Source organism: Hyalangium sp., from assembly GCF_035629615.1.
In the GTDB taxonomy this organism is placed as follows: domain Bacteria; phylum Myxococcota; class Myxococcia; order Myxococcales; family Myxococcaceae; genus Hyalangium.
On sequence record NZ_DASPHO010000658.1, the window covers coordinates 1 to 26,144 of the forward strand.

Genomic DNA, 26,144 nt, shown 5'->3' on the forward strand with positions numbered 1-26,144 from the left:
TACATGTTGGGCTTCCGGCCCGGCTTCCCTTTTCTTGGCGGGCTGGATCCGCGGCTGTTCGCCCCTCGGCTGGCGACTCCGCGCGCAGCGGTGCCCGCGGGCTCGGTGGGGATCGGTGGCCAGCAGACGGGCATCTATCCCCTGAGGAGCCCTGGAGGCTGGAGGCTGCTGGGGAGGACAACCCTGAGGCCCTTCGCGCCCGAAGCGGATCCGCCCTTTGCGCTGGGCGTGGGTGATCGCGTGCGCTTCGTCTCCATCACCGAGGACCGGTTCCGGGCTCTGGGTGGCGAGGCGCCCCCATGAGCCTCCGCGTCCGCAAGCCGGGCCTGTTCACCACGATCCAGGATCTCGGCCGGCCTGGATCGGGACGATGGGGAGTCTCTCCAGGTGGTGCGATGGATCCGCTTGCGCTGACGGTCGCCAACCTCCTCGTGGGCAACAGCGCGCAGGCGGCCGCGCTCGAGATCACCGCGCTGGGACCCGAGCTGGTGTTCGACGAAGAGGCGAGCTTCGCCCTCGCTGGAGCGGAGCTCAGCGCAGCGCTGGACGGAGCGCGCCTCACACCGGGCCATGCGCACCGAGCGCTCGCGGGGCAGACGCTGCGGTTCGGGACCCGGGTTCTGGGGGCGAGGGCGTACCTGGCGGTCGCTGGTGGGCTGGGCCGGAGCGCTCGCCTCTTCCTGGGCAGTGCGGCCACGGACATCGAGGCGGGCCTCGGAGGGCTCGGTGGCCGGCCGCTGCGCGCTGGCGACACCCTCGCGCTGGCGCCCCAGCCGCCGTTCCAGGCGCGGGCGGTCCACGAGGGATGGGAGCGCTGGTACCAGCCTCCCGACGAGGTGCGCTTCATTCCTGAGGTGGGCACCCAGCTCCCGCCAGAGGCGCTCGAGCGCTTCGGTGCTTCGCGCTTCCGGATCTCATCCCGATCGAATCGCGTGGGCTATCGGCTCGAAGGACCTGACCTGCCCACCGAGCGTGTCGGGCTCCAGCTCTCCGAGCCGGTGGCCCCCGGCACCCTCCAGCTCCCTCCCGATGGCCACCCCATCGTGCTGATGGCGGATCGGCAGACCACCGGAGGCTATCCTCGGCTCGGGCACGTCATCCGCGCGGACGTGCCGAAGCTCGCGCAGCTCTGGCTTGGCGATTCGCTGTCCTTTCGTGCTGTCACGCTCACCGAGGCACGGCAAGCTCTGCACGAGCAGAAGGCATGGCTCAAGAAGGCGGTGGTGTGATGCTGGCCTGGTACCAGGAGGCGGACTCGAAGCAGCGGCGGGTGCTCTGGGCCGGCTCGCTGGGGTGGATGCTCGACAGCATGGACACCATGCTGTACGCGCTGGTGCTCTCCCACCTGATGAAGGACTTCGGGATCACCGAGCGCGAGGCCGGCCTCCTCGGCTCGCTCACCCTCCTGTCGTCCGCCATCGGGGGCGTGCTCTTCGGCGTGCTCGCGGATCGGTTCGGCCGGACCTGGGCCCTCATGGCGAGTATCCTCACCTACTCCGTCTTCACCGCCGCGAGCGGTGCGGCGCAGACGCTCCTGCAGCTCGCCGTGTGCCGGGCGCTGCTCGGCCTGGGCATGGGCGGCGAGTGGGCCACGGGGGCCGCGCTCATCTCCGAGACGTGGCCCACGCGCCACCGCGGTAAGGCGCTGGGGCTGATGCAGAGCAGCTGGGCGGTGGGCTACGCGCTGGCGGCGGTGGTGACAGCGATCGTCCTGCCCCGGTTCGGCTGGCGCGCCGTGTTCTTCGTAGGAGTTCTCCCAGCGCTGCTCACCCTCTGGATCCGCAAGGCCGTCCCGGAGTCCGAGCTGTGGACCCGCTCCCGCGCGGCAACGGCCACTCAAGGCAGCATGGCCGGAGTGCTGAAAGAGCCCGCGGTGCTGCGCAGGCTGGCCATCGCGGCGACGGTGAACGCGGCGACAATGTTCGCCTGGTGGGGGCTCTTCACGTGGATCCCCAGGTTCCTGGGCCTTCCGATCGAGAAGGGCGGCGCGGGCCTGGACATCGTGAAGACGTCAACCTGGATCGTGTTGATGCAGGGAGGCATGTGGCTCGGCTACGTGAGCTTCGGCTTCATCAGCGACCGGTTCCGCCCCAAGCCCACGTACATCACCTACCTCCTGATCGCGGCGGTGCTCGTGCCCATCTATGCGCGCGTCACGGACCCTTCCGTGCTGCTGGTGCTGGGGCCCTTCGTCGCGTTCTTCGGGACGGGCTACTTCACCGGCTTTGGAGTGATGACTGCCGAGCTGTTCCCGACGCGCATCCGTGCGACGGCCCAGGGCCTCACGTACAACCTGGGGCGGGCCCTGAGCGCGGTGGCGCCGTTCGCCGTGGGCTCGATCGCGGTGGACCATGGCCTGCGGGCGGCGTTCCACCTGGTCGCCGTGGCGTTCCTGGTGGCGGGGCTGCTGGCCTTCCTGCTCCCGATCCATGAGCGGAAGGATCTGGTCGCGGATTGAGACTGGCTCGAAGCGGGAGGACCACCGTCCATGGAGTGTCTCCTCAACATCGATCTCGGCGAGCTGCCCGACGAAGACGAGCAGCTCTATGCGCTCGCCCACGTGGCCAACATCGCCTGCGGCGCCCACGCGGGCGATGAGGCCTCCATCCGCCAGGCGCTGGAGCGGTGCTCCCGGCATGGAACCCGGGCCGGTGCCCACCCCTCCTATGTCGATCGCGAGGGCTTCGGACGGCGAGCCATGGACGTGACGCCGGAGGTGCTGCGCGCCCAGGTGGCCGAGCAGTGCGCCCGGCTCGCCGCGCAGGCCCGAGCCCTGGGCGTGCCGGTCGAGTTCGCCAAGCCGCATGGCGCGCTCTACCACTCGGCGAACCGGGAGCCCTCCCTCGCACGAGCGGTGGTGTCGGCAGTGAGCGAGGTGCTTGGCCCCCGCGTCATCGTCATCGGACCGGGCTCCGGGGCGCTGCGCGAGGCAGCTCGGGAGGCAGGGCTCTCCTACGCTCGGGAGGGCTTCGCCGACCGGGGCACGCTGCCAGATGGGACGCTCGTGCCCAGAGGCCAACCCGGCGCCGTCATCACCGATCCGCGCGTGGCCAAAGAGAACGCCCTCCGACTGGCCCGAGGAGGCACGATCGATACCCTGTGCGTCCACGGGGACACGCCGGGAGCGCTGGCGGTCGCACGCGAGGTCCGCGCCGCGCTCGACTCACTGGCGACGCCCACGTCCTCCCCTCAGCAGCCATAGACCCCATGGAGACCCACGATGCCCCGCTTCCCGCTGCTCCTCCTGCTCGTCGCGCCGCTCATCGGCTGCGCGGCGGGTGCTGCCACCCAGAAGCCCGCCTCCCAGCCCTCGGGCGCTGGCCTCTCCTCGCGCGAGGAGCTCGAGGCACTGAGCCTCCCGCCACTGCCGCTCTGGGTCGACAAGTACGCCGACCTCGACCGGGCAGATAAGCGCTTCTTCATCATTAGCGAGCTGATGGAGCGCTTCCAGCTCACCCGCGCCCACGCCGTCGAGCTGCAGAACCACTACCGGGATCAGCTCCGCGCCACTCCCGACACCGATCCAGTCAACGCCTTCAACACCGCCCTCGAGCGCGTGCGCCGTGGCGAGTTCGAGAGCCATCTGAACCTGGAGCAGCTCGGCAAGGCGCGCTTCATCGTCGTCTTCGACCTCGACGAGACCTTGTGGGACCAGTACTACCCTCCCGAGGCCGCTTCCTCCTGCCACGATCTCGTCATCCAGGGAGGGAAGCCTCCTGCCGGACGGTACGTGAAGCTCGTCCCGGGTTGGCAGCAGGCCTTCGAGCGCATCCAGGCGCTCGGCGGCGCCGTGGTCCTCTTCTCCGCCAACCTGGATACCAACGTCCTCGAGAACCTGGCGCAGTGGAAGCTCAATGGGGTCGCGCTCACCGAGTCCCCCGCGATCTCGGGCATCCTGGCGAACAGCCACCTCATCCTGCAGAGCAAGTCCGAGGGCGTCGCCCCTCCACGCCTGGGCTCGCCCGTCCGCGAGCCGTCGAAGGATCTGCGCATCTTCGACGAGTCCCTGCGACGCGTGATCATCGTCGACGACAACCCGACCCGCCTCTTCCAGCTGCGCAATGCCCGCATCTTCAAGAAGTTCGAGGCGGACACCTCCTGCACGACCTCCGATCCGGTGCTGCGCCGCGCCTTCGAGGGCTCCATGACGCAGGTGGTGCGTGAAATCGAGGAGTCGGTCCAGTACATGAACCAGCACGGCGGCGACTTCGCGGACGCCTACCTGCCCTACACCTCACTCGGGCAGATCACCGTGGAGCTCCTCACCGGCAGCGCTGGGCTCGATCGCCCCCAGGCCATCGACTACGTGCGCCGCAACCCTCGGTCCGTCGACCCCAAGTTCTGAAGAGGCCCCCTGCCCCTCAACAGTTCAGGGCAGGCGGAAACGTTGACCGATACCGGCTGGCTGGCCGCTCAAGGGGCGACTGGGCGGCGACGCCGGGCCTCTTCTTCGTCCATACTGTCTGCGCACGTGGAGGCGGGCTTCACGGAGAGTGCATGACACCGGCGGAGGGTCGCATGAAGGCTTTCGTTCCGTTTCTCCTCGGGCTGTGCCTCCTGGGGAGCGCGGCTCACGCCGGCCCCGTCAAGCAGCGCAAGCCCAAGGGCCGGGAGCTCTCCTTGGTGAAGGAGGCGCTCCAGGGCAAAGAGCCCATCGCCAAGAAGACGCTGTGGGTTTCGATGAAGAGCACCGGCGCCTTCTTCTTCGTGCCGGTGATGGACTTCACCTCGACACCGGTGCTCCAGCTCCACCTCGTCCAGGCTGGGAAGATCCTCCACACGCTCGCGCCCACGCCGGCGGACAAGAGCTGGCCGATCCTCCGGTTCGAGGGAGCCGTCTTCAAGGACGTGAACAACGACGGCTTCGAGGACGTGGTGACCCTGACGCGGTACATGCCGGTGACGGGCCCCAAGAAGGACCAGGTCTTCAACCAGGCCGCCCTGTACCTGAGCCGCGAGGGGAAGTCCTTCGAGCTGCCGCCGAGCGCCGTCCTTGATGCGCTCAACGCGACGCCTCCCCCCTCCACGGGCGAGGTGCTCAAGCGGCTGAAGAAGCTCGACAAGCAGAAGCTCGCACTGCCCGCGCGGGTCAGCACGGGCCCGAAGCCCTGAGTCGCTCTGCCCGCATTCCAGTCAGCCCCAAAGTCTCCATCCCTGTTGCTTCATTCGCGTCTGGACTGAGACGCGGAATGAAGCGCAGACATGTCTGAGCGCGTGGGGAAAAACTCACCTCTCATCAAGCGAGAAAAAGAGCCATGATTCTCACGAAGTGATTCTCAAGGGGTGAGAAATGCGGCGAGCTGACCCAGTTGGTCGCGGTGCTGTCTCCTCGAGAAACACTCCCTGGCTCCTGAAGTGGGGGGCGTGGGGAGTCTTGGTGATGGCCCTGGGCGGCTGCCAGGGGCTGCTCACGGATCCTGAGGAAGGTGGGCCAGACACGCAGCCCGCCTTCGGCGCCCTGCCCACGCAGGTGATCCGCCGGCTCAACCGGACGGAGTACTGGAACACGGTGCGGGAGCTGCTGGGCCCTGCCGCCACCACCGCGCAGGTGCTGCCCGCGGACGATCAGGTGGACGGCTACGACAACAACTCGCAGGTGCTGGGCATCGGCCCGCTGCTGCTGGAGAAGTACGCACTGGCGGCCGAGGAGCTGGTGGGCTCGGCGCTGGCCGCCTCCAATGCGGAGGGACGGGCCCGGCTGCTGACGTGTGACTTCTCCGGGGCGAACGAGGAGCCCTGTGCCCGGCAGATCCTCTCGCGCTTCGGGCGCAAGGCGTGGCGCCGTCCGCTGTCCACCGAGGACGTGGAGCGGGTGCTGGCGCTGGTGCGGGCCAGCCGCGCGGCAGGCGACGGCTTCGAGGTGGCGCTGGCGGTGGGGCTGCAGGCGATCCTGACCTCGCCGCACTTCCTGTTCCGCGTGGAGCTGGATCCAGCGCTCGGGGTGCTGAGCGCGCACTCCCTGGGCAACCACGAGCTGGCCACGCGGCTGTCCTACTTCCTGTGGAGCAGCCCTCCGGACGAGGCGCTCATGGCGGCGGCGGATGCCGGCATGCTGCGAGACCCGGTGGAGCTGGAGCGGCAGACGCGGCGGATGCTGGCGGATCCGCGCTCGCAGGCACTGGTGGACAACTTCGCCAGCCAGTGGCTGCGCACGCGCCAGCTCGCCCTGGTGCAGCCCTCCCCCGCCCTGTTCCCCACCTTCGCGTCCCGCCAGCTCGCGCAGGCCATGGCCACGGAGACCTCGCTCGTCTTCGCCGAGCTGCTGCAGGGGGAGCGCAGCATGCTGGATCTGCTGGACGCGGACTTCACGTACGTGAATGCGGCGCTGGCGGCGCACTACGGCATCCCTGGCACCTTCGACGCGAGCCGCTTCACGCGGGTGACGCTGTCTCCCAGTGGCAACCGCCGCGGCATCCTCACCCACGGCAGCATCCTCGCGCTGAACGCGACACCCGCGCGCAACTCGACGGTAAAGCGCGGCAAGTGGGTGCTGGGCCGGCTGCTGTGCGAAGAGCCTCCGCCTCCTCCCCCGAGCATTCCCCAGCTGCCCTCGGGGCCCACGACGGGCTCGCTGCGCCAGCGCATGGAGCAGCACGTGAGCGATCCGGCGTGCGCTGGCTGCCACCGGAAGATGGATCCCATCGGCTTCGCGCTCGAGCACTACGACGCCATCGGCGCCTGGCGGGCCACGGACGGCGCGTACACCATCGATCCGCGCGGCACGCTCCCGGACGGCCGCTCCTTCAATGGGGCCATCGAGCTGGGCCGCACGCTGAAGGAGGATCCGAACCTGCCCGCCTGCATGGTGAAGCACCTCTTCACCTACGCGCTGGGCCGGCAGCCGGAGTACGGCGATGAGGCCGTGCTGAAGCAGCTCACAGAGTCCTTTGGAGGCCAGGGCTACCGCATGAAGGAGCTCCTGGTGCAGCTGGTCCTCAGTCCCACCTTCCGCATGCGCAGCGCGCAGCAGGGAGTTCACCAATGAAGAAGCCCTGGGAGCTGTCTCGGAGAACCTTCCTCCGTGGGGCCGGCACGTGGATGGCGCTGCCGGTGCTGGAGGCCATGGTCCCCTCCATGGCGCGGGCCCAGACGGCGGGCATCGTTCCCCCGCGGCGGTTGATGACCTTCTTCGTCCCCAACGGCATGTACCCGGCGGAGTGGTACCCGGCCACGAGCGGCGAGGGCTACGCGCTCAGCCCGCTGCTGACGCCGCTGGCAGCCTTCAAGAGCGACTTCCTGGTGCTCTCGGGGCTGGGGAACAAGCCGAGCCACTCCTCCAGTGTGGACGTCGGGCACGTGGCCTCCACGTCCACCTTCCTCACCGGCACCTGGGTGTCGGAGGCGCCGCTGCGCAACGGCATCTCCATGGATCAGCTCGCCGCGAGCCACCTCAAGCAGTACACGCGCTTCCCCTCGCTGGAGCTGGGCACGCGCGGCGGCACCTCGTACGTGCTGCACAACAACATCTCGTGGGGAGCGAACTCCACGCCGATGCCCAAGGAGACCCGCCCGGACATTCTGTTCGATCGGCTGTTCGAGGGGATGAACCCGAACCAGAGTGCCGAGGCGGCCGAGGCCCGGCGCCGACGGCGCTTGAGCGTCCTGGACTACGTGAAGCAGGACACAACACGGCTCGAGACGAAGCTGGGGCGGGAGGACCGGCTCCGGGTGGACGAGTACCTGACGGGGGTGCGCGAGCTGGAGCAGCGGGTGCAGCAGACACGGGTGGTGCAGTGCACCCAGGGGGCGCGGCCGGTGGAGCCGGTGGACGTGCGCCAGCAGGTGCGGCTCATGCTGGACATGATGGTGCTGGCGTTCCAGTGCGACCTGACGCGGGTGGCGACCTTCATGTACGGGGAGGCGGTGGACGACGCCAGCTACAACTTCCTCTCGGTGCCGAACGGCAGCGGCGGCTTCCTTCCGGTGAACCAGGGCCACCACACGCTCAGCCACGAGATCTCGGCGGGCTCGCTGAGCCAGCGGATGTACAGCGCCATCTGCAAGTGGGAGGTGGAGCAGCTCGCCTACCTGCTGGGGAAGATGAAGGCGGTGCAGGAGCCGGACGGCACGCTGCTGGACAACTCAGTGGTGCTCTTCGCGAGCGGCATCGGCGAGTCCAACGTGCACGACACGCTGAACATGCCGGTGCTGCTGGCGGGTCGCGGGGGCGGGAAGATCCGGCCGGGGCGGCACATCGTCTACAAGGACCCCCTGAACTTCAACACGCAGGGAGTGCCGATCGCGAAGCTCTTCGTGTCCATGCTCGGCACGGTGGGGGTGAACGTGGCGAGGTTCGGGGACGACGGGGACGGCCCCCTGCCCAACCTCACGTGAAGAAAGGGACTTCCCGGAAGGGCTGACATTCCTGCAAGGTACGCGGATCCCCCTCCGTCCCCAGGAAGGTCCCCATGCAGCTCCGCGCTCCCCTCCTCCTCACGCTGTGCGCACTGTTCGTCTCCCTCACGCCCGCTCACGCCCAGCCCACGTACAACGAGCTTCGCCAGAAGTCGTCCCACAACTCGTACCAGCGCCATGAGGCGCTGATCGATCAGCTCGTCTACCACCGCATCCGCTCCATCGAGCTGGACATCCACAACGGCAAGAGCGGCTGGTCCAAGGTGGCGGGCAACTGGTTCGTCTACCACACCAGCACCGAGCCGGAGACCACGTGCCACCGCCTCTCGGACTGTCTGGACGAGCTGCGCGCCTTCCACCTCGCTAACCCGAACCACGAGGTGGTGACGGTGTGGGTCGATCTCAAGGATGCCTTCGAGACCGGCCGGATGCCCCAGGAGCTGGATAATCGAATCGCTGCGCACCTGCCCTCGGCCTGGCTCTTCAAGCCCTCGGACGTGATGGCTGGCTGCCCGGGTGTCACCAGCCTCCAGGCCGCGGTGACGGGCGCGTGCACCTGGCCCACCCATGCCGAGCTGCGAGGCCGCTTCCTCTTCGTCCTCACCGGCGGGGACGTCTCCTCCTCCACCAGCAAGCTCAACACCTACGTCTCCAACGGCGCCACGGCCACCAGCCGCTTGGCCTTCATCGCCCCGGATCTGACGAGCACCTCGGGCATCGGCACGAAGCCGTACGCCGTCTTCTTCAACCTGGAGAGCACGAACGCGTCGCTCGCCACGAACGTGCACCTGGCCAACTTCGTCGGCCGGGTGTGGAACGTGAACGACTTGGCGACGTGGAACCGCGTGGCTCCGCTCAACGTCCACCACATCGCCACCAACAAGGTGAACTACCACGTGGACACGTGGGCGGTGACGCACAACGGCCTGGGCTGGCCGTTCCAGTGCCTGGAGGGCTGGCCCTGCGGGAGCAACCAGGAGCCGGTGGATGTCATCAGCGCGGAGGTGGACTCGGGCGACATCTGGAGCAGCAGCGACAGCTTTCTCTTCGCCCATGAGCCCAACAGCGCGGTGACCACGACGACGTGGACGGCCTCGGTGTCCACGCCCAACAGCCACGTGGACGAGTGGGGCAAGGCCTGCCTCATGGTGCGCGCTGGCACGGCGGCCAACGCCCGCTACTTCGCCCTCTGCCGCGCGGCGGACAACCACAAGCTGCGCATCCAGTACCGCACGGCCACGGGCGGGGCCTCCTCGGCCTCCGAGGTGGACATCGTCCCCGCGGACACGGTGGACCAGGAGAGCCTCACCTTCCTCAGGCTCACCGTGCAGTACGACGGCACGCAGACATGCGCGTCGGGGTATGGCTCGCAGAACGGCTCCACATGGAAGCTCGTCGGCAGCAAGTGCATCTCGGGGCTGCTGGCCAACCAGGGGCTGGCTGTCAGCTCTCATGGCGGCGGAAAGATGAAGCTGCTGTTCAGCAACGTGAAGCGTGGCTCCACGCTCTACCGGGCGGCCTCTTTCCCCAGCAAGACGGCCATCGGCGGGGTGGCCTCCTGGCGCGTCTTCGATGGCTTCTTCTAAATGAATAGACGGCGGCCTTTTTCGTCACGGCCCTGCCACTTCTTTGCCCGCAGGGCCACCCATGATCCTCACGCTTCTCGGTCTCACCCTCCTCGCCTCCGCTCCGTCCATTCCGCCCGCCAAGTGCCTGGCCGCCCACGGGAGGACTGCCTGTGGCTACTCCTGCCGCTCCAGTTTCTCGGACGTGCGCTGTGCCAGCACTCCCTATGGGACGTGCGCCACGTTCAATGACCGGGTGTACTGCTTCGATCCCCCTGCCGCAGCCATCCACCACCCTCCTGACGAAGGACTGCGCCCCGAGTGCAAGAGCGTCGCGGGCCAGACCGCGTGTGGCTTCAACTGCATCCTGGCGAAGGGCAAGGTCGCCTGTGCTCGGACTCCGTACGGCGTGTGCCGCGAGCACTACGGAGAGCTGAGGTGCTTCGACCCTTCGGAGGCCACCATCCACGAGTTCGGCTCCTCCATCCCCCGGCCGTCTTGCCTCACCGCGTCGACTGCCATCGGGTGCGGCTATGACTGCAAGACCGACCGAGCGGAGGTGAAGTGCGCCGCGACGCCGCGTGGCCGCTGCGAGAAGCACGGGATCCAGCTCGAGTGCTTCGATCCTCCGATCCTGACGCAGTGCGCTCACTCCCAGCCGCCCGATCCCGAGGAAGTGCGCAAGCCGCAGCACCAGCGGTACGACGAAGAGAAGGAGAAAGAGAAGGCAGCGCGCTGACGCTCCCTCTTCCGGCTGCTGGAGCATGTTGGAGCCGGGTTCCACCAGGCTTCCCCCGCAGCCCCTGCCGCACCACACGCCTTCCCATGGCGTGGAAGCGGATTGCCCCCTCTTGAACGCCTGAGCCCGCGGATGTCGGCCCTTGAACCGGCACTGCGCCTGCAGGGTACGGGAGCGTAGCCGTGCGCCCACTTGAACCGAGGCGCACGTAGAGCTCGAACAGGGGGTCGGACGTGGGTGGGTGGAGACGAGGCGTGCGGTGGGCGATCTGCGCCGCCGCGGTAGGCGTGTTTTTGCACTGCAGTGAGGGGAGCGAGCCGGAGGAACCGGTCGCAGGCGTCACGGAGGAAGGCGGGGAGCTCGAGGAGTCCAGGACGTTCACCCCCGTCGCGGATGCGCTCGTGGCGGCGACGAACCCGACGCAGAACTTCGGAAGCGACTCGGTGCTGAAGGTGGATGGGTCGCCGCAGTACGAGTCCTTCCTGCGCTTCGAGGTGAGCGGGCTGACCGGCACCGTGCGCCGCGCGAAGCTCCGCCTGTACGCGACCGATGCGACCGTCAACGGACCCGCCGTCTACACCACGGGCTCGGCCTGGCAGGAGAGCACCCTCACCTTCCAGTCGAGTCCCGCGATCCAGACGCTGCTGTCCACCTCGGGCTCGGTGGCAGCGAGCACCTGGACCGAGTGGGATGTGACGGCCGCCGTCCAGGGCAACGGCACGGTCAACCTCGCGGTGATGCCCAGGGGCACCGATGGGACGGTGTTCTACTCGCGCAACACGAACTCGAGCGCTGCCTATCGGCCTCAGCTGGTCGTGACGGTGGAGAGCAGCACACCCCCGCCTCCTCCGCCCACCGGCAACTGGACGTTCTACGGCGCGGCCCAGGGCGGGCCTCGGTATGTGTACGGGGTGAGCGCCGACGCGGGCGGCAACATCTGGGTGGCCGGGGGTGAGGAGGGGCTCTTCGTCCTCCAGCAGGGCCAGACCCGGTTCCGCCGCTTCACCATGGCCGACGGCCTCAGGCCCTACGGCTACATGCAGGACGGGAGCGCGCCCCCCGGCGTGAAGTACCTGAAGGTCATCTCCGTCGCCGGAGGCCCGCCCGGCGTCGCCTTCGTGGGCTACGAGGGCAAGAAGCCCGCAACGGGCATGCCCACCTGCGAGGACGAGTGGGATCAGGCCTACTACGCAGGCCGCACCCCGGACGCCAGCATCTACAAGAGCGGCGACGCGGATCGTGTGACGCTCACCAGCACCGGCATCCAGGTGGCGCACTACGATCTCTCCACCGGTCCCAACAAGGTCGCCGCCGAGCCGCGCGGCCGAGAGAAGCTCTGCAACATCCTGCGCATCACCTACGACTCGCGGACGCGGAGCGTCTGGTTCGGCGCCAACCATGGCTTTGCCTGGGGCAACGCGGACTTCCTGGGCTACAGCTGCGCGCCAGGCACCTGGGAGTATCACTGCGCCGGGGTGATGGAGCATGTGCACCCGGCCATCAACGCGTGGAACTCCAGCCAGACCGGCGTGATCCTGCTCACCGACGCGTACTACGGCGTGTCCGTTACTTCCAACGGGGACGTGTGGTTCGGCGGTGCCAACCGCTCCACGCGCTTCCGCTACGGCACCAACGGCAACAACTACTGGCAGGCCCAGTCCGAGAGTGAGGACAGCGGCTACGCCTGGAACCGGATCGACATCTGGCCAGACGCCGTCTCCGAGCCCCAGCTCCCCACCCGCGAGCAGCGTGTGGACGACCATGTGTCCGGCATGGCCGTCATGAGCGACCAGACTGTGTGGGCGGGCAGCTTCACTCGGGGTCTCGCCCAGCTCAGCTCAAGTGGCCAGCGGCTGCGCACGCTCTCGACCGAGCTCGCCGACAGGCGCGGGTACGTGTCGGCCGTCGCAAGTGATCCGCTCGACCAGAGCGTCTGGGCGGGCACGGCCTGGGGCGGAGGCCTGAGCCGCGTGCGCGGCAGCACCGTGCAGATCTATGGCAGCGGCGTCCTGCCCAATGAGGTCCTCAACCTGCGCGTGTCCGACATCCAGGTGGACCGCTCGGGCAGTACGCGCCGCCTCCTCGTCGGCTTCCTGGGCAGCGACAGCACTCCCGGCTCCATCGGCATCTACTCGGGCCCGTAGGCACCGGGTAGCTCTGGGCTCCGGCCGTGGACGTCCCCGCGGCCGGAAGCACGCCCCTCTCTGTAGAAGACTGGCAGCCTCGGGTTTCCGCGGTGTATGACCCTCTCTCCACCGCGAGGGAGCCCATGCATCGTCAGGACATTCAACGAGGGGCTTCCGTTCTCATCCTGGGAGTGCTGCTCCTGTCCGGTCTCGCGATCGCGGATGAGACGGAGGTGCCGGAGGCGCCGGAATGGGCGGAGGGCTGGAAGCAGACGTGGCTGGAGGCCTACAAGCAAGGCTCCTTGCGACTGTCCACGAAGCTCACGCCCCGCTACCTCGGCCCTGGCCAGCAGGACGTCTTCGCCCTCTTGGAGCTGCGCTCGCTGGACTTCCCACCGGGAGATCACCCTCCTGCAAGCGTCGCGCTGGTCATCGATCGCTCGGCCTCGACGGCGGGCCGGCGCCTGCTCATCTCCCGCAAGGCCGCGCTCAGCGTCATCGACGGGCTCAGTGACAAGGAGCACCTCGCCATCATCGCCGTGAGCGACAGGCCCCACGTCCTCCCCGTCGTCCCGATGACTCCCGAGAACCGGGAGAAGATGAAGGCCTACGTGTCGAAGCTGACGGCAGAGGGGCGCAGCGATCTCTCCGCGGGCATCGACGCAGCCAACGAGGAGCTCGCCAGTCCCTCGGAGTCGGACTTCTACCGCCAGGTGATCGTCATCAGCGATGGACGGCCTACGGATGGAATGGTGGACCAGGACGGGCTGGCGGAGCTGGCCCGCGAGGCCCGGGAGGGCTCCGGCATCCACACGAACACGGTGGCCGTCGGAGACGACGCGGACATCGATCTCATGGCGGGGGTGGCCAAGCAGGGCTGGGGCTTCGCCTCCCACCTGAACGACTCCTCCGCGGTAGAGCGCGTGTCGAAGCGCAGGCAGCTCGATCTCGTGCGGCGCGCGGCCAATGAGCTGGAGTTCCGTGTGAGGGTCGGCCCCACTGTTACCCTGCTGGACGTGATGGGCCTGGACGCCACCCTCAAAGGCAACCTCGCGCGCATCCCTGTCGGCGAGGTCGGCTCCGGTGAGGTGATCCGGATCGTCCTCCACCTGTCCACCGACAATGTGGGCAAGCAGGTACGCCCCATCGAGCTCGCCAAGATCGAGGTCGAATACCAGGACGCGCTCATCGAGAAGCGCCGCACCCAGAGCCTCCTGCTGCAGGCCGAGCTCAACCCCGCTCAGCCCCAGGGACGGGAGGCGCTGAACCTCGAGGCGCTGCGGCCAGCAGCCCTGGCCTATGTGAAGAAGCACACAGCCCGGGCCGATGAGACCGCCGAGGATGGAGATCTGAGCGGCGCCCAGGAGATCCTGGGACAGACTCTCGAGAGCCTGAAGCAGCTGGGTGCCCGGCTCGCGATCAGCGACGCGCTGACCCTGTTCCACGAGCGGAGCAGCCAGATCCTCCAGCAGCAACGCCCCGAGCGCAAGCCGGACCCGCTGGCCGAACAGGACGAAAAGAAGAAGAAGAAGAAGCGGTAACCGCCTCGGCATGGCGGTGGCTCATCACGAGGAGTGGTCCATGGACTTCACCGTGTTCGACAAGCCGGGGGCGAAGGTCAAGCTCAGCAGCATCTCCGAGAAGCCTCCCAAGAAGCTGATCCAGGAGGACGCCCGGGCCGACTTCGAGAAGCTGAGCCAGGAGCTCTTCAGCCTCCAGGATCTGCTCTGGGGCGCACGGATGAACTCCGTCCTCGTCATCCTCCAGGGCCGGGACAGCGCCGGCAAGGACGGGGCCATCAAGCACGTGGTGGGCTGCCTCAATCCCCGCGGAGTCCACGTCACCTCCTTCGGCGTCCCCACGCAGGAGGAGCGCGAGCACGACTTCCTCTGGCGCGTCCACAGCCAGGCGCCGCGCGCCGGTGAGTTCGCCATCTTCAACCGCTCCCACTACGAGGACGTGCTCGTCGTCCGCGTGCATGATCTGGTGCCCAAGTCGCTCTGGAAGGAGCGCTACGGGCACATCCGCGACTTCGAGGAGCTGCTCGCCGAGCACGGGACGATCGTCCTCAAGTTCTTCCTCCACATCAGCCAGGGCGAGCAGAAGAAGCGCCTGCTCAAGCGCGAGGAGGATCCCCGGACAGCGTGGAAGCTCAACACGGGCGACTGGGAGGAGCGCGAGCTCTGGGACGACTACACGGAGGCCTACGAGGAGGCCATCTCGCGCACCTCGACGGAGCTGGCCCCGTGGATCATCGTGCCCGCGGATGCCAAGTGGTACCGCAACCTCGTGGTGGCCCGCGCCATCGCGGATGCCCTCCGGCCTCACCGGAAGGCCTGGCAGAAGCAGCTCGATGACGTGGGTGCGAGCAAGAAGGCGGAGCTCGATGCCTGGCGCAAAGGGAAGCGTTGACCTTCAGAGAGGAGGCAGCCGACACCATGAGCCCGAGCAATGAGAATGCGGCCCCCCAGCGCGCGGCCTTGACCGAGGCCGCCCTCACGGTCTTCAGCAAGAAAGGCTACGCGGCCACCTCCTTCGAGGAGATCGCGGTGCAGGCGGGCCTGTCACGCGGAGTCCTCTACCAGCACTTCAAGACCAAGGCGGAGCTCTACATCACCGCCATCCGGGACCGCTGGACAGAGGTCTCCACGCCCCTCTGGCCACACCTGCAGGGGGAGGAGGCTCCGCTTGACCGGCTCCGCCGCTTCCTCGTCACCTGGTTCACCCTGCTCGAGCAGGATGCGCGGCTTCGCAGTCTGCTGGAGGTGGTCTGCTTCCGCGCCGAGCACCTGCCAGAGCTGGCAGCGGGCATCGAGGAGCTGCGCAGGCACATGGAGCAGTGGACGGAGATGCTGACGGCCCTCCTCGAGTCCGCCAGGAGCCGAGGAGAGCTGGGCTCCTCTCACGCACCTCGCACGGCGGCGCTCGCCGTGCTGGCCTACCTCCAGGGGGTGACGGCCAGCCACCTCCTCTCCCCGAGCCTCTTCTCTCCGGCCGCTGACGCCGAGCACCTGACACGGGTGCTCCTCCATGGAGTCATCCGCCAGAAGGCGGAATAGCTCCCGTTATGTCCATAGCGCCCGGCAGGGAAAGCAGTAGGCTTGGCCCTGCTTCTAGACGGGAGGGTGGACATGAAAGCGGTGCGCTTCTCGAAGTTCGGGGCTCCGGCGGATGTCATGCAGGTGGTGGAGGAGGACCCTGGTCCGCTCGCTCCCGGCGAGGCGCTGCTCGAGGTGCTGGCCACTCCCATCAACCCCTCTGACGTCATGACGATCGGGGGCTTCTACGGCGTGCTCCCCAAGCTGCCGGCGGTACCGGGTAACGAGGGTGTGGGCCGGGTGGTGCGCGTGGAGGGAGAGGCGCCCGTGAAGCCCGGGGACATCGTCTTCCTGCCCATGGGCAGCGGCACCTGGCGCACGCACATGAAGGCCAAGGCCCAGCGGCTGCTCCAGGTTCCCCCGGGAGCGGACCTGCTCCAGATGTCGATGCTCTCCATCAACCCGCCCACCGCGGAGCTGCTGCTGCGCGAGTTCGGCAAGCTGCAGCCCGGCGAGTGGGTGATGCAGAACGCGGCCAACTCGGCGGTGGGGCGCTACCTCATCACCCTGGCGAAGCTCGAAGGCATCAAGACCCTCAATATCGTGCGGCGTGCGGATCTGACGGCCGAGCTGAAGGCGCTGGGAGCCGACGCGGTGCTGGAGGATGGAGACGGCCTGACAGAGCGGGTGCGCGAGGCCACGGGCGGCGCGCCGGTGCGGCTGGCCATTGACGCGGTGGGAGGCTCGGCGGCGCTGCGGCTGGGCGAGGCCGTGAGCGACAGCGGCACGGTGGTGCACTACGGCTGCATGAGCGGCAAGGCGCCCAGCCTCTCCCCCACGGCCCTCATCTTCCGGAACGTGACGCTGCGCGGCTTCTGGCTGGTGCAATGGCTGAACGCGGCGTCACGTGAGGCCCAGGCCGCGCTCATGGGGCGGATGGCGAAGCTGCTCGCGGACGGCACCCTGCATGCCCCGGTGGATGCCACCTTTCCGCTGGAGAAGAGCCAGGAGGCGGTGGCTCGGGCAATGGAGGGCGGGCGCCAGGGCAAGGTGCTGCTGACTCCGGTGAAGATCTGACGAAGGACTGAAGGGAGGACTCTCATGCCAGGACGAGTCGAGGGCAAGGTCGCGCTGGTGACGGGTGGAGCGTCGGGGCTCGGCGCGGCGTCGGTGCGAATGCTGGTGCGCGAGGGCGCGAAGGTGGCCATCACGGACCTGAACGAAGCGGGAGGCCAGGCTCTGGCGAAGGAGCTGGGCGAGGCCACGCGCTTCTGGCGTCTGGACGTCACACGCGAGGAGGACTGGAGCTCCGTGGTGGATGCGGTGCTGGCCACCTTCGGCCGGCTGGACGTGGTGGTGAACAACGCCGGCATCGGCATCGTCAAGGACGTGGAGACGCTCTCGCTCCAGGAGTGGAGGCTGGTGCACGCCGTCAACCTGGACGGCGTCTTCCTGGGCTGTAAGCACGGCATCCGCGGCATGCGGCAGTGCGGCGCGCGGGGCTCCATCATCAATGTGAGCTCCGTGGCCGGCCTGGTGGGAGTGGCCTCCTTCCCCGCGTACAGCTCGAGCAAGGGCGGCGTGCGGCTGCTGTCGAAGTCCGTGGCGCTGCACTGCGCGCAGAAGGGCTATGGCATCCGCTGCAACTCCATCCACCCGGTGTACGTGGACACCCCCATGGTGGACGCGCTCGCGAGCGCTTCGGGAGCATCCGCCGCCGTGGCCAAGGAGAAGATGGCCAAGAGCATCCCGATCGGCCGGCTCGGCCATCCGGACGAGGTGGCCTACGCCATCGTGTTCCTGGCCTCCGACGAGTCCTCTCTCATGACGGGCTCGGAAGTCGTCCTCGACGGCGGCGCCACGGCGATGTGAGCCGCGCGGGTGCTCCCCGTCAGCGGATGAGCACCCGTCCTCCGGCGATGCGCGCGTCGCTCCCCAGATCCTCGGAGAGGCTCTCGATGAGCTGAGCCACTCCGGGATCGTCCTCGGCGCGCCGTGGGGGCTCTCGCAGCCCGGCCCGCAGCGGCACTGCCTCGACGTCCACCGCCGCACCCTTCGCATCGATGCGGAAGCGCAGCACGTAGGCGTCCCGCGCGTCCGTGCAGCCACAGGAGAAGGCCAGGTTTCCCAGGGAGTATGCGATGACGCCCCGCCCGCGCCGCTCGATGCCCTGGGGCGTGTGCGGCCCGTGGCCCAGCACCGCTGTGGCCCCTGCGTCGATGAGCCGCGCCGCAAGCCTCCGCTGCTCCTTCGTGGGCAGCAGCGCCCCTGCTCGCCCCCAGTGCAGCGAGACCAGCACCGGCCCCGCAGTGCGGGCCTCGCGGATCCGAGCCACCAGCGCCGAGGCTTCTGCCTCCGGCCAGGCCTTGGACACCTCGCGCGCGATGAGCCGCACCCGCTGGCCTTGACGGACGAGCTCCACATCCGCGGTGGCCGTGGCCGCCTGAATGCCCTGGGCTCGCAGGTGCTCCACCGTCTCCCCGAGCCCCGCCACACCCTGGTCCAGCGCGTGGTTGTTCGCCAGCGACACCACATCCACCTTGCCCTGGAGCCAGCGCGCCACCGCGGGCGGCGCATTGAACCTCAAGGGCCCCACGGGCCTCCCATCCTCGGCGAGCCCGGACTCATGGCCCGCGGCGGTGATGGGGCCCTCCAGGTTGAGGAACCGCACGTCCCCTTGGAGCAGCATGGCCAGCGGTGCCACCTGCGCCTCGGGGGTGCTGGCGCTGGTCTGCAGATCTCCCGCGGCGGAGACGGTCAGCGGCGCGGCCGCCAGCACCAGCGACAGGAGCAGGCCCATTCAGACAGCCCAGATGGCCTCGACCCGTGTGCGCACCTTGAGCCGCTCCTCTTCCTTCAGACACAGCACCTCCACGGCCACCGCACGCGGCAGCCCCGGCGAAGCCAACACGGTATCGTTGCTACCCAACGGAGCGTCGGCTCCTTCTCGGTCCTCTGACACGGCCAGCGCAGTCTAGCCGCCCGGCTCTTTCCCGCCCAGCAAACGGCCCCCTCCGGGACGACCCGGACCGTCCGTGCAGGCGACCGCCATCCGGGCCGTTGGGAGGGCGCTGCGTCCGCCTCGCTCAGTAGTAGGCTGGAGCCATGCCACACCGCGCGGGGTACACCTTTCACGAGACACTTCACGAGAGCACGCGCTCGATGCTCATCCGAGCGACCCGGCTCCGCGATCGGACCTCCGTCATCCTCAAGCTGCCCGGCGGCGACTACCTGGATCGGCGCCGCACGCTGGAGATCCACCGCGAGCACGCCATCGCTCGCCGCGTCGAGGGCGATGGCATCATCCGCGTGCTCGGCATCGAGGATCTCAGTGACCGGGTGGCCCTCGTCCTCGAGGACTTCGGGGGCCGCTCCCTGCGGCACCTGCTCGACGAGCGTGGGCCGTTGGATGTGGAGACGTTCCTCGACTACGCCCTGCGTGTCAGCGCGGCCCTGGGACACATCCACCGCCAAGGCGTCATCCACAAGGACATCAAGCCGCAGAACATCATCGCCAACCCCGACACGGGGATGGTGAAGATCGCCGACTTCTCCATCTCGGTTGCCATCGCGGTGGAGGCCGTCAGCCCGGACAGTCCCACCTTCCTCACCGGCACACTGGCCTACATGGCGCCGGAGCAGACGGGGCGAATGAACCGCGGTGTGGACTACCGCGCGGACTTCTACGCCCTGGGGGCGACGTTCTTCGAGCTGCTGACGAACCGCCGGCCCTTCGAGTCCACCACCCCACTCGAGCTGCTCCACGCCCATGTGGCCCAGATGCCACCCTCGCCCCGCGAGCTGCTCCCCTCCATCCCCGAGCCGATCTCGGCCATCGTGCTCAAGCTGCTCGCCAAGGATCCGGACGGCCGCTACCAGAGCGCCTGGGGACTCATCTCGGACCTGGAGGAGTGTCAGCGCCGGGTCAAGTCGAAGGCGCCCCTCACCTCCTTCCCGCTCGGCATCCTGGATCGCACGGTCCAGTTCCGCCTCCCGCAGGGGCTGTACGGGCGCTCCGCGGATGTCGAGATGCTCGCCGCGGCCCATGCGCGCGCCACGGCGGGCCGCGGGGAGCTGCTGCTGATCTCCGGCTCGGCGGGCATCGGCAAGTCCTCGCTCGTCAACGAGCTGCACCGGGTGACGGCGGCGAGCCGCGGCCGCTTCGCCTCGGGCAAGTGCGATCAGATCAACCGCGGCGTGCCCTTCGACGCCGTCAACCAGGCCTTGCGCCACCTCGTGCGCCAGGCGCTCGCCGAGGGCGAGGTGGAGTCGGAGCTGGCGCGCCGGCTGCTCGACGAGGCTCTGGGGGTGAACACCGCTGTGATCGTCGAGGCGGTGCCAGAGATGCGGGCGCTGCTCGGCGATCAGCCTCCCTCTGCACCCCTGCCTGCCGCGGAGTCCAAGAACCGCCTCAACCGCGTGCTCCTCCGGGCCTTGGAGGCCTTCGCCACTGTCGAGCGTCCCCTGGCGCTCTTCCTGGATGATCTGCAGTGGGCGGACGTGGCAACGCTCTCGCTCCTCCAGGAGCTCGTGCGCGATTCGGACTGCCGCCACCTGCTGCCGGTGGGCGCCTACCGGGACACCGAAGTCCCAGCCTCCCACCCGCTGGCCCTGGCGATCGGAGAGCTGCGCGCCACTGGCACTCCGGTCCACGAGCTCCGTCTCGAGCCCCTCGGCCCTGAGGAGGTCGCACGAATGGTCCGCGAGGCCACCGGCGCCGACACCGGCCGCGCGCTGGGACTCGGCCAGCTCATCCACGCCCGGACCGGGGGCAACCCATTCTCCATCCGCGAGTTCCTCCGCTTCCTGCACGATCAGAACCTCCTCCAATTCGACACGCGCGCAAGCCGGTGGGAGTGGGACCTCGCCAAGATCGAGGCCCGCGAGATTCCCAACGACATCGCCGGGTTGATGGCGGACGAGTTGCGGCGCTTGCCCCGGGAGACGTGCGATCTGCTGCAGCTCGCGGCCTGCCTGGGCGTGGTGTTCAGCTTCCGAGATCTCGTCGTGGTCCACGGTGAGCTGCCTCAGGAGACGGCGAAGACCCTGTGGAGCGCGATCGAGCAGGGGTTCGTGCTGCCGCTCAGCAAGGACTACCTGCTGCTCGATCCTCAGGGCGGCACCCCGCTCCCGGTGGATCTGGAGGTGTCCTTCCGCTTCCTCCACGATCGGGTCCGCCAGGCGGCGTACTCCCTGCTGCCTGCGGGTGAGCGTGCCGAGCGCCACACGCGCGTGGGCCTCCGGCTGCTCGAGGACGCCCGGGCCATGGGGACGCTGGAGGATCGAGCCTTTGTCATCCTGCCGCACCTGGCCTATTCCCCGGAGAAGATCGAACCGCTCGCGCTGCGGCTGGATCTGGCCGACATCCACCTGAGGGCTGGACGCCGAGCGAAGGCCTCGGGCGCGTACCGCACCGCCTGCGAGCTCTTCCGGGCCGGCAACGCGCTGCTAGGGCCCTCCGCCTGGGAGAGCGAGTACGACCGGGCCTTCGCGCTCCAGCTGGAGCTGGCCGAGTCCAACTACCTCGCCAGCGAACTGGCCGCAGCGGCCGCGGGCTTCTCCACGCTCCTCACTCAGGCGCGCACTCCCGCGCAGAAGGCCAGCGTCATCGCGATGCAGGCGACGCTCGCCTCGCTCACCAGCCAGCACGTCGAGGCGATCCGGATTGGCCTCGAGGGGCTGCGCCTGCTGGGCGTGGAGATCCCCAGCACGGTGGATCAGGCGGCGCTGGGCGCGGAGCTGGGGGCCGTGGCGCAGTGGCTCGCGGGCCGCAAGCCGGCGGAGCTGCTCGAGCTGTCTCGGATGAAGGATCCGAACGTGGAGCTCTCCATCAGCTTGCTGGCGAGCATCGCGGCCTCGGCCTACATGGCGGACCAGGGGCTCTTCGCGCTGCTGGTGCTGCGGATCGTCCGGCTCTCGCTGGAGCACGGCAACAGCCGGCTCTCCTCCTTCGGCTACGTCGTCTACGGCGTGCTCCTGGCGGCTGCGCTCGATGATCCCGCAACCGGCCGGGAGTTTGGCCAGCTCGCAGTGGAGCTGTCCGCGCGCTTCCGGGATCCCATGCTGCATGCCCGCGTGCGCTACCTGCGCGCCGGGCTCATCGACCACTGGACTCGCGGCGCGCGCTCCGGCGTCGCCGAGCTCACCGAGGCCTATAAGGGATTGATGGAGAGCGGTGACTGGATCTACGCCGGGCACTGCATGATCGTGCGGCTCTGGCGGCGCGTGGCGGTGGGAGATCCGCTGCCGGAGGTCCTGGCCGAGAACCGCCGCTTCATCGAGTTCCTCGAGGCGAAGAAGGATCCGGACTCGCTGCAGATGTTCCTGTGCGCGCACCGGACGCTGCTGGCCCTCACCGGCACGGAGGAGCCGCAGCCGCTGCCGGCTTCCAGCACAGCGGGGAACACAGCCCTGGCGTACCAGCAGGTGAGCGCCGCCGAGCGGCACTACCTGCTGCGGCAGACAGCGGAGGCGCTGGCGAAGGCCGAGGAGGCAGTGCCGCTGCTGCCGTTCATCTCCGGCCTCTTCCATGTGGCCACGCACGCCTTCTACCACTCGCTGAGCGCGGCGGCGGTCTACCCGGAGGCGAGCGAGGAGCGGCGCCAGGCGCTGCTGCAGGTGATGGAGCAGCACCGGGCCTCGCTGGCGAAGTACGCCGGCCGGTGCCCGGAGAATTTCTCGGCCTACCACCTGCTGGTGAGCGCGGAGCTGTTCCGCGTGAAGGGCCAGGAGTCCGAGGCGATCGCCGAGTACGAGCGAGCCATCGCCGCGGCGCGAGCCAGCGAGTTCCTGGGGGTGGAGGCGATTGCCTGCGAGCAGGCCTTCCGCTTCCTCTCGGCAAGGGATCGCCACCTGCAGGCCTCGGCCTACCTGCTCGAGTCGCTCTATGCGTACGAGCGCTGGGGCGCCACCGCCAAGGCCCGGCTCCTGGCGGCGGAGCAGTCCAACCTCCTGCTGTCCCATGGCAGCGCCCTGAGGCGCTGGGACGGCAAGCCTCGAAGCGGGGCGACCACCACCCCCACGCTCCAGACGGGGGGCAGCTCCACGCAGCCTTCCAACTCTGACTCGATCGCCGACACGCTCGACATGACCTCGGCGATGAAGGCGTCGCAGGCCATCTCCAGCGAGATCCTGTTCCCACAGCTCGTCGCCAACCTGATCCATGTCGTCATGGAGAGCGCGGGGGCGCAGCGTGGCGTGCTGGTGCTGCGGCGGGGGCAGGAGTTCTTCGTCGAGGCCACCGGTGAGATCACCAACCGGGAGAGCACACCCGAGCAGGCGCGTCCCCTGACCGAGAGCGACGTGCTCTGCCACGCCATCGTCAATCAGGTGCTGCAGAGCGGCACCTACCTGCTGATCGATGACGCCTCCTTGGTGGAGCCCTGGCGCAACGATGCGTACATCTCCAGCCACAAGGTGCGCTCGGTGATGTCCGCTCCCATCCGGCACAGGGGGCAGGTGCTGGGGCTGTTCTACCTGGAGAACAACCTCACTTCGGGCGCCTTCAACAGCACCCGGCTCAAGGTGCTGGAGATGTTGACCTCCCAGGCCGCGATCTCCATCGAGAACGCGGAGCTGTACCGGCGGCTCGAGGACTACAGCCACACCCTGGAGGATCGGGTGGCGGACCGCACCGCCGAGCTGCACAGCAAGAACGCGGAGCTGCATCGGGCCGTGGAGACGCTCAAGGCGATGCAGGCGCAGATCGTCACCCAGGAGAAGCTGGCCTCGCTGGGAGCGCTCACCTCCGGCATCGCCCACGAGCTGAAGAACCCATTGAACTTCGTGAGCAACTTCGCCGCGCTGTCGAACGAGCGCGTTCGTGAGCTGCGAGACATGGTGCCGGGCACCGAGCCGCTGGCGCCCGAGCAGCGGCGGGAGTTCGACGACATCCTGGGCGAGCTGGAGATGAACACCCGGAAGATCCGGGAGCACGGGCAGCGGGCGGTGGGCATCATCGATGGCATGCTGCAGCACGCCCGCGGCAAGCGGGGCGACAAGCGGTCCACCAACGTCAATCAGCTCGTGGAGGAGGTGGTGCGGCTGGTGCACCACGGGCTGAAGGCGAAGAGCTCACGGCGCAATGTGGTCATCGAGACGGCATTCGATGCGACGGTGCCGGACGTGAGCCTGGTGTCGGAGGACATCCGCCGGGTAGTGCTCAACCTGGTGGACAACGCCTGCTATGCGGCGAGCGAGAAGGCGCTGCAGCCTGGGAGCAAGGAGGATGCCCGGGTGAGGGTGACCACGCGCTGGACGGGCAAGGACGTGGAGATCCGGGTGCGGGACAACGGCAAGGGCATCCCCGCGACGCTGCGGGAGAAGCTCTTCACGCCCTTCTTCACCACCAAGCCCGCGGGAGAGGGCACCGGGCTGGGCCTGTCCATCAGCCACGAGATCGTCGTGGTGTCACTGGGCGGCAAGCTGTCGGTGGAGTCCGAGGAGGGCAAGTACGCAGAGTTCGTCGTGGTCCTGCCGGGCGGGGGCCAGCGAGCCGGCCCTCCGGTGTGAGCCTGGGAGACGACCCATGTGGAAGTTCTGGCCCTTTCGAAAGACGGCGAGGCCTTCGGCTCCCCCACCTGCTTCGCCACCACCGGCTGCTCCGCCTCAGGCCGCACGGCCTCGGGTCAGCGCACCGCCGCTCCTTTCCCGGAGCAGCAATGCCTTTGCCTTCGATCTGTGGGGGCAGGTTGGAAAGAAGGTGCCGGGCAATCTGGCGCTCTCGCCCGCGAGCATCACCTTCGCGCTGGCGATGACGTGGGGAGGCGCACGAGGTGAGACAGCCTCCGAGATGCAACGAGTCCTCCACCTCGAAGGGGCGTCCGGCGACATCCTGGCCTCAGCGGGCAAGCTGCTTCAGGACTGGAGCGCAGGCACCGGATCCACGCTGCAGCTGGTCAATCGGCTCTTTGGCGAGAAGACCTACACCTTCGACCAGTCCTACCTCGATCTGACGCAGACCACCTTCGGCGCCGCGCTCGAGCCCGTCGACTTCGCGAACGACTCTCAGGGCGTCCGCGGCTTCATCAATGAGTGGGTGGCCCAGCAGACCGCCGATCGCATCCGGGATCTCGTGCCGCCGGAAGGAGTGGATGGCCGCACGCGGCTGGCGCTCGTCAACGCCATCTACTTCAAGGCCACCTGGGCCAATCCCTTCGAAGAGGACTCCACGCGTGACGAGCCGTTCTTCCTCGCTCCAGACACGAAGAAGGACGTGTCCATGATGCACGGTGAGGACAGCTATCGCTTCGCGGCACTGGAGGGCGTCAAGCTCCTGGAGCTCCCCTACGAGGCCCGGGATGCAGCGATGATCTTCGTGCTGCCGGACGCAGTCGATGGTCTCGACGCCCTGGAGCGAACGCTCACAAACGCACGGCTCGATGGCTGGATCGCCGCCATGGAATACGAGACCGTGCGCGTGGTGTTGCCTCGCTGCGAGGTGGACCCGGCCGACGCCATCACACTGGCCGACGCCTTGAGGGAGCTGGGGATGCAGCGCGCCTTCACGCGCGAGGCAGACTTCACCGGCATTGCCCGATCACCCAGGCCTGGAGACGAGCTGCTCCTCAGCGAGGTCTTCCACAAAACCTTTGTCCGGATCGACGAGCAAGGCACGGAGGCTGCAGCGGGCACTGCCGTCATAATGGTTGAGGGAAGCGCGATGGAGGAGGAGCCTCCCAAGGAGTTCCGGGCCGATCACCCCTTCCTGTTCTTCCTGCGCGACACCCGCTCCGGGATGCTTCTCTTCATGGGCCGCATCGCAGACCCGAGCGCATAGGCCCTACCTGCGGTCGATCGGTAGGCGGAAACCCGTATGGGGGCTGCCCGTTGATGGCGCATGGCACGAACCTGTATGACAAGTAGTCAGGTTCTGGGAGCGCGCGTCCGGCTGATGCGCTGTCGTGGACTGAGGCGCTGACCGTGGCTTGTCTCGGGAGGCAGCAACCAGTGGCCACGGCACAGGGGACCAAGAGCGAACGTCACGCTCCTCCCTGCGGCCTGGGAGCTCACCTGCTCCAAGCGCCGTGTCGCCCGAGGGCTGGCCGAAGCCAGTATGCGGAGACTCAGGCGGGGGGACTGCTGCCGGCGGCACCTGGGACGAACCTGTACGACAAGCAGACAACTCAGGCGGAGGGCCTACTGCCGGAGGCGCCTGGAACGAACCTGTATGACAAGCAAACAACTCGGGCGGAGGGCCTGCTGTCGGCGGCGCCTGGAACGAACCTGTACGACAAGCAGACAACTCGGGCGGAGGGCCTGCTGTCGGATGCGCCTGGAACAAACCTGTACGACAGGTGGACAACTCGGGTAGGGCTCCAGC

Annotated in this window: 21 protein-coding genes; 19 read left to right on the plus strand and 2 right to left on the minus strand. The window is 68.4% G+C overall.

The annotated features are described in order from the left end of the window. From VD972_RS33500 to VD972_RS33575, 16 genes are all read left to right on the plus strand, one after another. On the plus strand, nucleotides 1-303 hold a 303-nt coding region (locus VD972_RS33500; RefSeq protein ID WP_324992867.1), incomplete at its 5' end, for a 5-oxoprolinase subunit B family protein. Next, on the plus strand, nucleotides 300-1,229 hold the full coding sequence (locus VD972_RS33505) for a biotin-dependent carboxyltransferase family protein (RefSeq protein WP_324992868.1): 930 nt from the start codon (nucleotides 300-302) through the stop codon (nucleotides 1,227-1,229). The genes VD972_RS33500 and VD972_RS33505, both read left to right, overlap by 4 nt. Further along, nucleotides 1,205-2,458, plus strand: coding sequence for an MFS transporter (locus VD972_RS33510; RefSeq protein ID WP_324992869.1), 1,254 nt, complete (start codon nucleotides 1,205-1,207; stop codon nucleotides 2,456-2,458). Before VD972_RS33505 ends, VD972_RS33510 begins: the two co-directional genes overlap by 25 nt. A 30-nt stretch (nucleotides 2,459-2,488) precedes the next feature. Next, nucleotides 2,489-3,202, plus strand: coding sequence for a 5-oxoprolinase subunit PxpA (locus VD972_RS33515; protein WP_324992870.1), 714 nt, complete (start codon nucleotides 2,489-2,491; stop codon nucleotides 3,200-3,202). An 18-nt stretch (nucleotides 3,203-3,220) separates the two neighbouring features. Next, nucleotides 3,221-4,345 (plus strand): NIF family HAD-type phosphatase, encoded by a 1,125-nt coding sequence (locus tag VD972_RS33520; protein ID WP_324992871.1) that lies wholly within the window; start codon nucleotides 3,221-3,223, stop codon nucleotides 4,343-4,345. A gap of 173 nt (nucleotides 4,346-4,518) precedes the next feature. After that, entirely contained in the window at nucleotides 4,519-5,112 is a 594-nt protein-coding gene (locus VD972_RS33525; RefSeq protein WP_324992872.1) for a hypothetical protein, read from the plus strand. Nucleotides 5,113-5,380: 268 nt separating this feature from the next. Then, complete coding sequence (locus VD972_RS33530) at nucleotides 5,381-6,985, plus strand: DUF1592 domain-containing protein (RefSeq protein WP_324992873.1); 1,605 nt, start codon at nucleotides 5,381-5,383, stop codon at nucleotides 6,983-6,985. Then, nucleotides 6,982-8,334 (plus strand): DUF1552 domain-containing protein, encoded by a 1,353-nt coding sequence (locus VD972_RS33535; protein ID WP_324992874.1) that lies wholly within the window; start codon nucleotides 6,982-6,984, stop codon nucleotides 8,332-8,334. Before VD972_RS33530 ends, VD972_RS33535 begins: the two co-directional genes overlap by 4 nt. A 74-nt stretch (nucleotides 8,335-8,408) precedes the next feature. Continuing rightward, nucleotides 8,409-9,941 carry a Ca2+-dependent phosphoinositide-specific phospholipase C gene (locus VD972_RS33540; protein ID WP_324992875.1) on the plus strand — a complete coding sequence of 511 codons (1,533 nt, stop codon included), beginning with the start codon at nucleotides 8,409-8,411 and terminating at the stop codon, nucleotides 9,939-9,941. Between the two features lie 61 nt (nucleotides 9,942-10,002). Next, on the plus strand, nucleotides 10,003-10,659 hold the full coding sequence (locus VD972_RS33545) for a hypothetical protein (protein ID WP_324992876.1): 657 nt from the start codon (nucleotides 10,003-10,005) through the stop codon (nucleotides 10,657-10,659). Nucleotides 10,660-10,913: 254 nt separating this feature from the next. Further along, a complete protein-coding gene (locus VD972_RS33550; RefSeq protein ID WP_324992877.1) occupies nucleotides 10,914-12,803 on the plus strand; it encodes a DUF7594 domain-containing protein in 1,890 nt (629 codons plus the stop codon). A 125-nt stretch (nucleotides 12,804-12,928) separates the two neighbouring features. Continuing rightward, on the plus strand, nucleotides 12,929-14,326 hold the full coding sequence (locus VD972_RS33555; RefSeq protein WP_324992878.1) for a vWA domain-containing protein: 1,398 nt from the start codon (nucleotides 12,929-12,931) through the stop codon (nucleotides 14,324-14,326). 40 nt (nucleotides 14,327-14,366) lie between these two features. After that, a complete protein-coding gene (locus VD972_RS33560; protein ID WP_324992879.1) occupies nucleotides 14,367-15,197 on the plus strand; it encodes a PPK2 family polyphosphate kinase in 831 nt (276 codons plus the stop codon). Nucleotides 15,198-15,223: 26 nt separating this feature from the next. Beyond that, complete coding sequence (locus VD972_RS33565; RefSeq protein ID WP_324992880.1) at nucleotides 15,224-15,844, plus strand: TetR/AcrR family transcriptional regulator; 621 nt, start codon at nucleotides 15,224-15,226, stop codon at nucleotides 15,842-15,844. Nucleotides 15,845-15,916: 72 nt separating this feature from the next. Next, on the plus strand, nucleotides 15,917-16,900 hold the full coding sequence (locus VD972_RS33570) for a zinc-dependent alcohol dehydrogenase family protein (RefSeq protein WP_324992881.1): 984 nt from the start codon (nucleotides 15,917-15,919) through the stop codon (nucleotides 16,898-16,900). 24 nt (nucleotides 16,901-16,924) lie between these two features. Then, the gene (locus VD972_RS33575) at nucleotides 16,925-17,695 is read left to right on the plus strand and encodes a glucose 1-dehydrogenase (RefSeq protein ID WP_324992882.1); all 771 of its coding nucleotides are present in this window, start codon (nucleotides 16,925-16,927) and stop codon (nucleotides 17,693-17,695) included. Nucleotides 17,696-17,714: 19 nt separating this feature from the next. On the opposite strand, the gene VD972_RS33580 is transcribed toward VD972_RS33575, so the two are convergent. Then, complete coding sequence (locus VD972_RS33580) at nucleotides 17,715-18,623, minus strand: CapA family protein (protein WP_324992883.1); 909 nt, start codon at nucleotides 18,621-18,623, stop codon at nucleotides 17,715-17,717. Continuing rightward, nucleotides 18,624-18,752 carry a hypothetical protein gene (locus VD972_RS33585; RefSeq protein WP_324992884.1) on the minus strand — a complete coding sequence of 43 codons (129 nt, stop codon included), beginning with the start codon at nucleotides 18,750-18,752 and terminating at the stop codon, nucleotides 18,624-18,626. Nucleotides 18,753-18,928: 176 nt separating this feature from the next. Between VD972_RS33585 and VD972_RS33590 the strand changes: the two genes are divergently transcribed. The 3 genes from VD972_RS33590 to VD972_RS33600 all read left to right on the plus strand — a co-directional run. Then, a complete protein-coding gene (locus VD972_RS33590) occupies nucleotides 18,929-24,334 on the plus strand; it encodes a trifunctional serine/threonine-protein kinase/ATP-binding protein/sensor histidine kinase (protein ID WP_324992885.1) in 5,406 nt (1,801 codons plus the stop codon). A gap of 16 nt (nucleotides 24,335-24,350) precedes the next feature. Then, the gene (locus VD972_RS33595) at nucleotides 24,351-25,601 is read left to right on the plus strand and encodes a serpin family protein (protein ID WP_324992886.1); all 1,251 of its coding nucleotides are present in this window, start codon (nucleotides 24,351-24,353) and stop codon (nucleotides 25,599-25,601) included. A 170-nt stretch (nucleotides 25,602-25,771) separates the two neighbouring features. After that, a partial coding sequence (locus VD972_RS33600) for a hypothetical protein (protein WP_324992887.1) occupies nucleotides 25,772-26,144 on the plus strand: 373 nt, incomplete at its 3' end.

What these genes read in the sequence shown, in the direction of transcription:
- VD972_RS33505 (WP_324992868.1), top strand. Translation starts at nt 300, where the DNA reads ATGAGCCTCCGCGTCCGCAAGCCGGGCCTGTTCACCACGATCCAGGAT.
- VD972_RS33510 (WP_324992869.1), top strand. Translation starts at nt 1,205, where the DNA reads ATGGCTCAAGAAGGCGGTGGTGTGATGCTGGCCTGGTACCAGGAGGCG.
- VD972_RS33515 (WP_324992870.1), top strand. Translation starts at nt 2,489, where the DNA reads ATGGAGTGTCTCCTCAACATCGATCTCGGCGAGCTGCCCGACGAAGAC.
- VD972_RS33520 (WP_324992871.1), top strand. Translation starts at nt 3,221, where the DNA reads ATGCCCCGCTTCCCGCTGCTCCTCCTGCTCGTCGCGCCGCTCATCGGC.
- VD972_RS33525 (WP_324992872.1), top strand. Translation starts at nt 4,519, where the DNA reads ATGAAGGCTTTCGTTCCGTTTCTCCTCGGGCTGTGCCTCCTGGGGAGC.
- VD972_RS33530 (WP_324992873.1), top strand. Translation starts at nt 5,381, where the DNA reads ATGGCCCTGGGCGGCTGCCAGGGGCTGCTCACGGATCCTGAGGAAGGT.
- VD972_RS33535 (WP_324992874.1), top strand. Translation starts at nt 6,982, where the DNA reads ATGAAGAAGCCCTGGGAGCTGTCTCGGAGAACCTTCCTCCGTGGGGCC.
- VD972_RS33540 (WP_324992875.1), top strand. Translation starts at nt 8,409, where the DNA reads ATGCAGCTCCGCGCTCCCCTCCTCCTCACGCTGTGCGCACTGTTCGTC.
- VD972_RS33545 (WP_324992876.1), top strand. Translation starts at nt 10,003, where the DNA reads ATGATCCTCACGCTTCTCGGTCTCACCCTCCTCGCCTCCGCTCCGTCC.
- VD972_RS33555 (WP_324992878.1), top strand. Translation starts at nt 12,929, where the DNA reads ATGCATCGTCAGGACATTCAACGAGGGGCTTCCGTTCTCATCCTGGGA.
- VD972_RS33560 (WP_324992879.1), top strand. Translation starts at nt 14,367, where the DNA reads ATGGACTTCACCGTGTTCGACAAGCCGGGGGCGAAGGTCAAGCTCAGC.
- VD972_RS33565 (WP_324992880.1), top strand. Translation starts at nt 15,224, where the DNA reads ATGAGCCCGAGCAATGAGAATGCGGCCCCCCAGCGCGCGGCCTTGACC.
- VD972_RS33570 (WP_324992881.1), top strand. Translation starts at nt 15,917, where the DNA reads ATGAAAGCGGTGCGCTTCTCGAAGTTCGGGGCTCCGGCGGATGTCATG.
- VD972_RS33575 (WP_324992882.1), top strand. Translation starts at nt 16,925, where the DNA reads ATGCCAGGACGAGTCGAGGGCAAGGTCGCGCTGGTGACGGGTGGAGCG.
- VD972_RS33580 (WP_324992883.1), bottom strand. Translation starts at nt 18,623, where the DNA reads ATGGGCCTGCTCCTGTCGCTGGTGCTGGCGGCCGCGCCGCTGACCGTC.
- VD972_RS33590 (WP_324992885.1), top strand. Translation starts at nt 18,929, where the DNA reads ATGCCACACCGCGCGGGGTACACCTTTCACGAGACACTTCACGAGAGC.
- VD972_RS33595 (WP_324992886.1), top strand. Translation starts at nt 24,351, where the DNA reads ATGTGGAAGTTCTGGCCCTTTCGAAAGACGGCGAGGCCTTCGGCTCCC.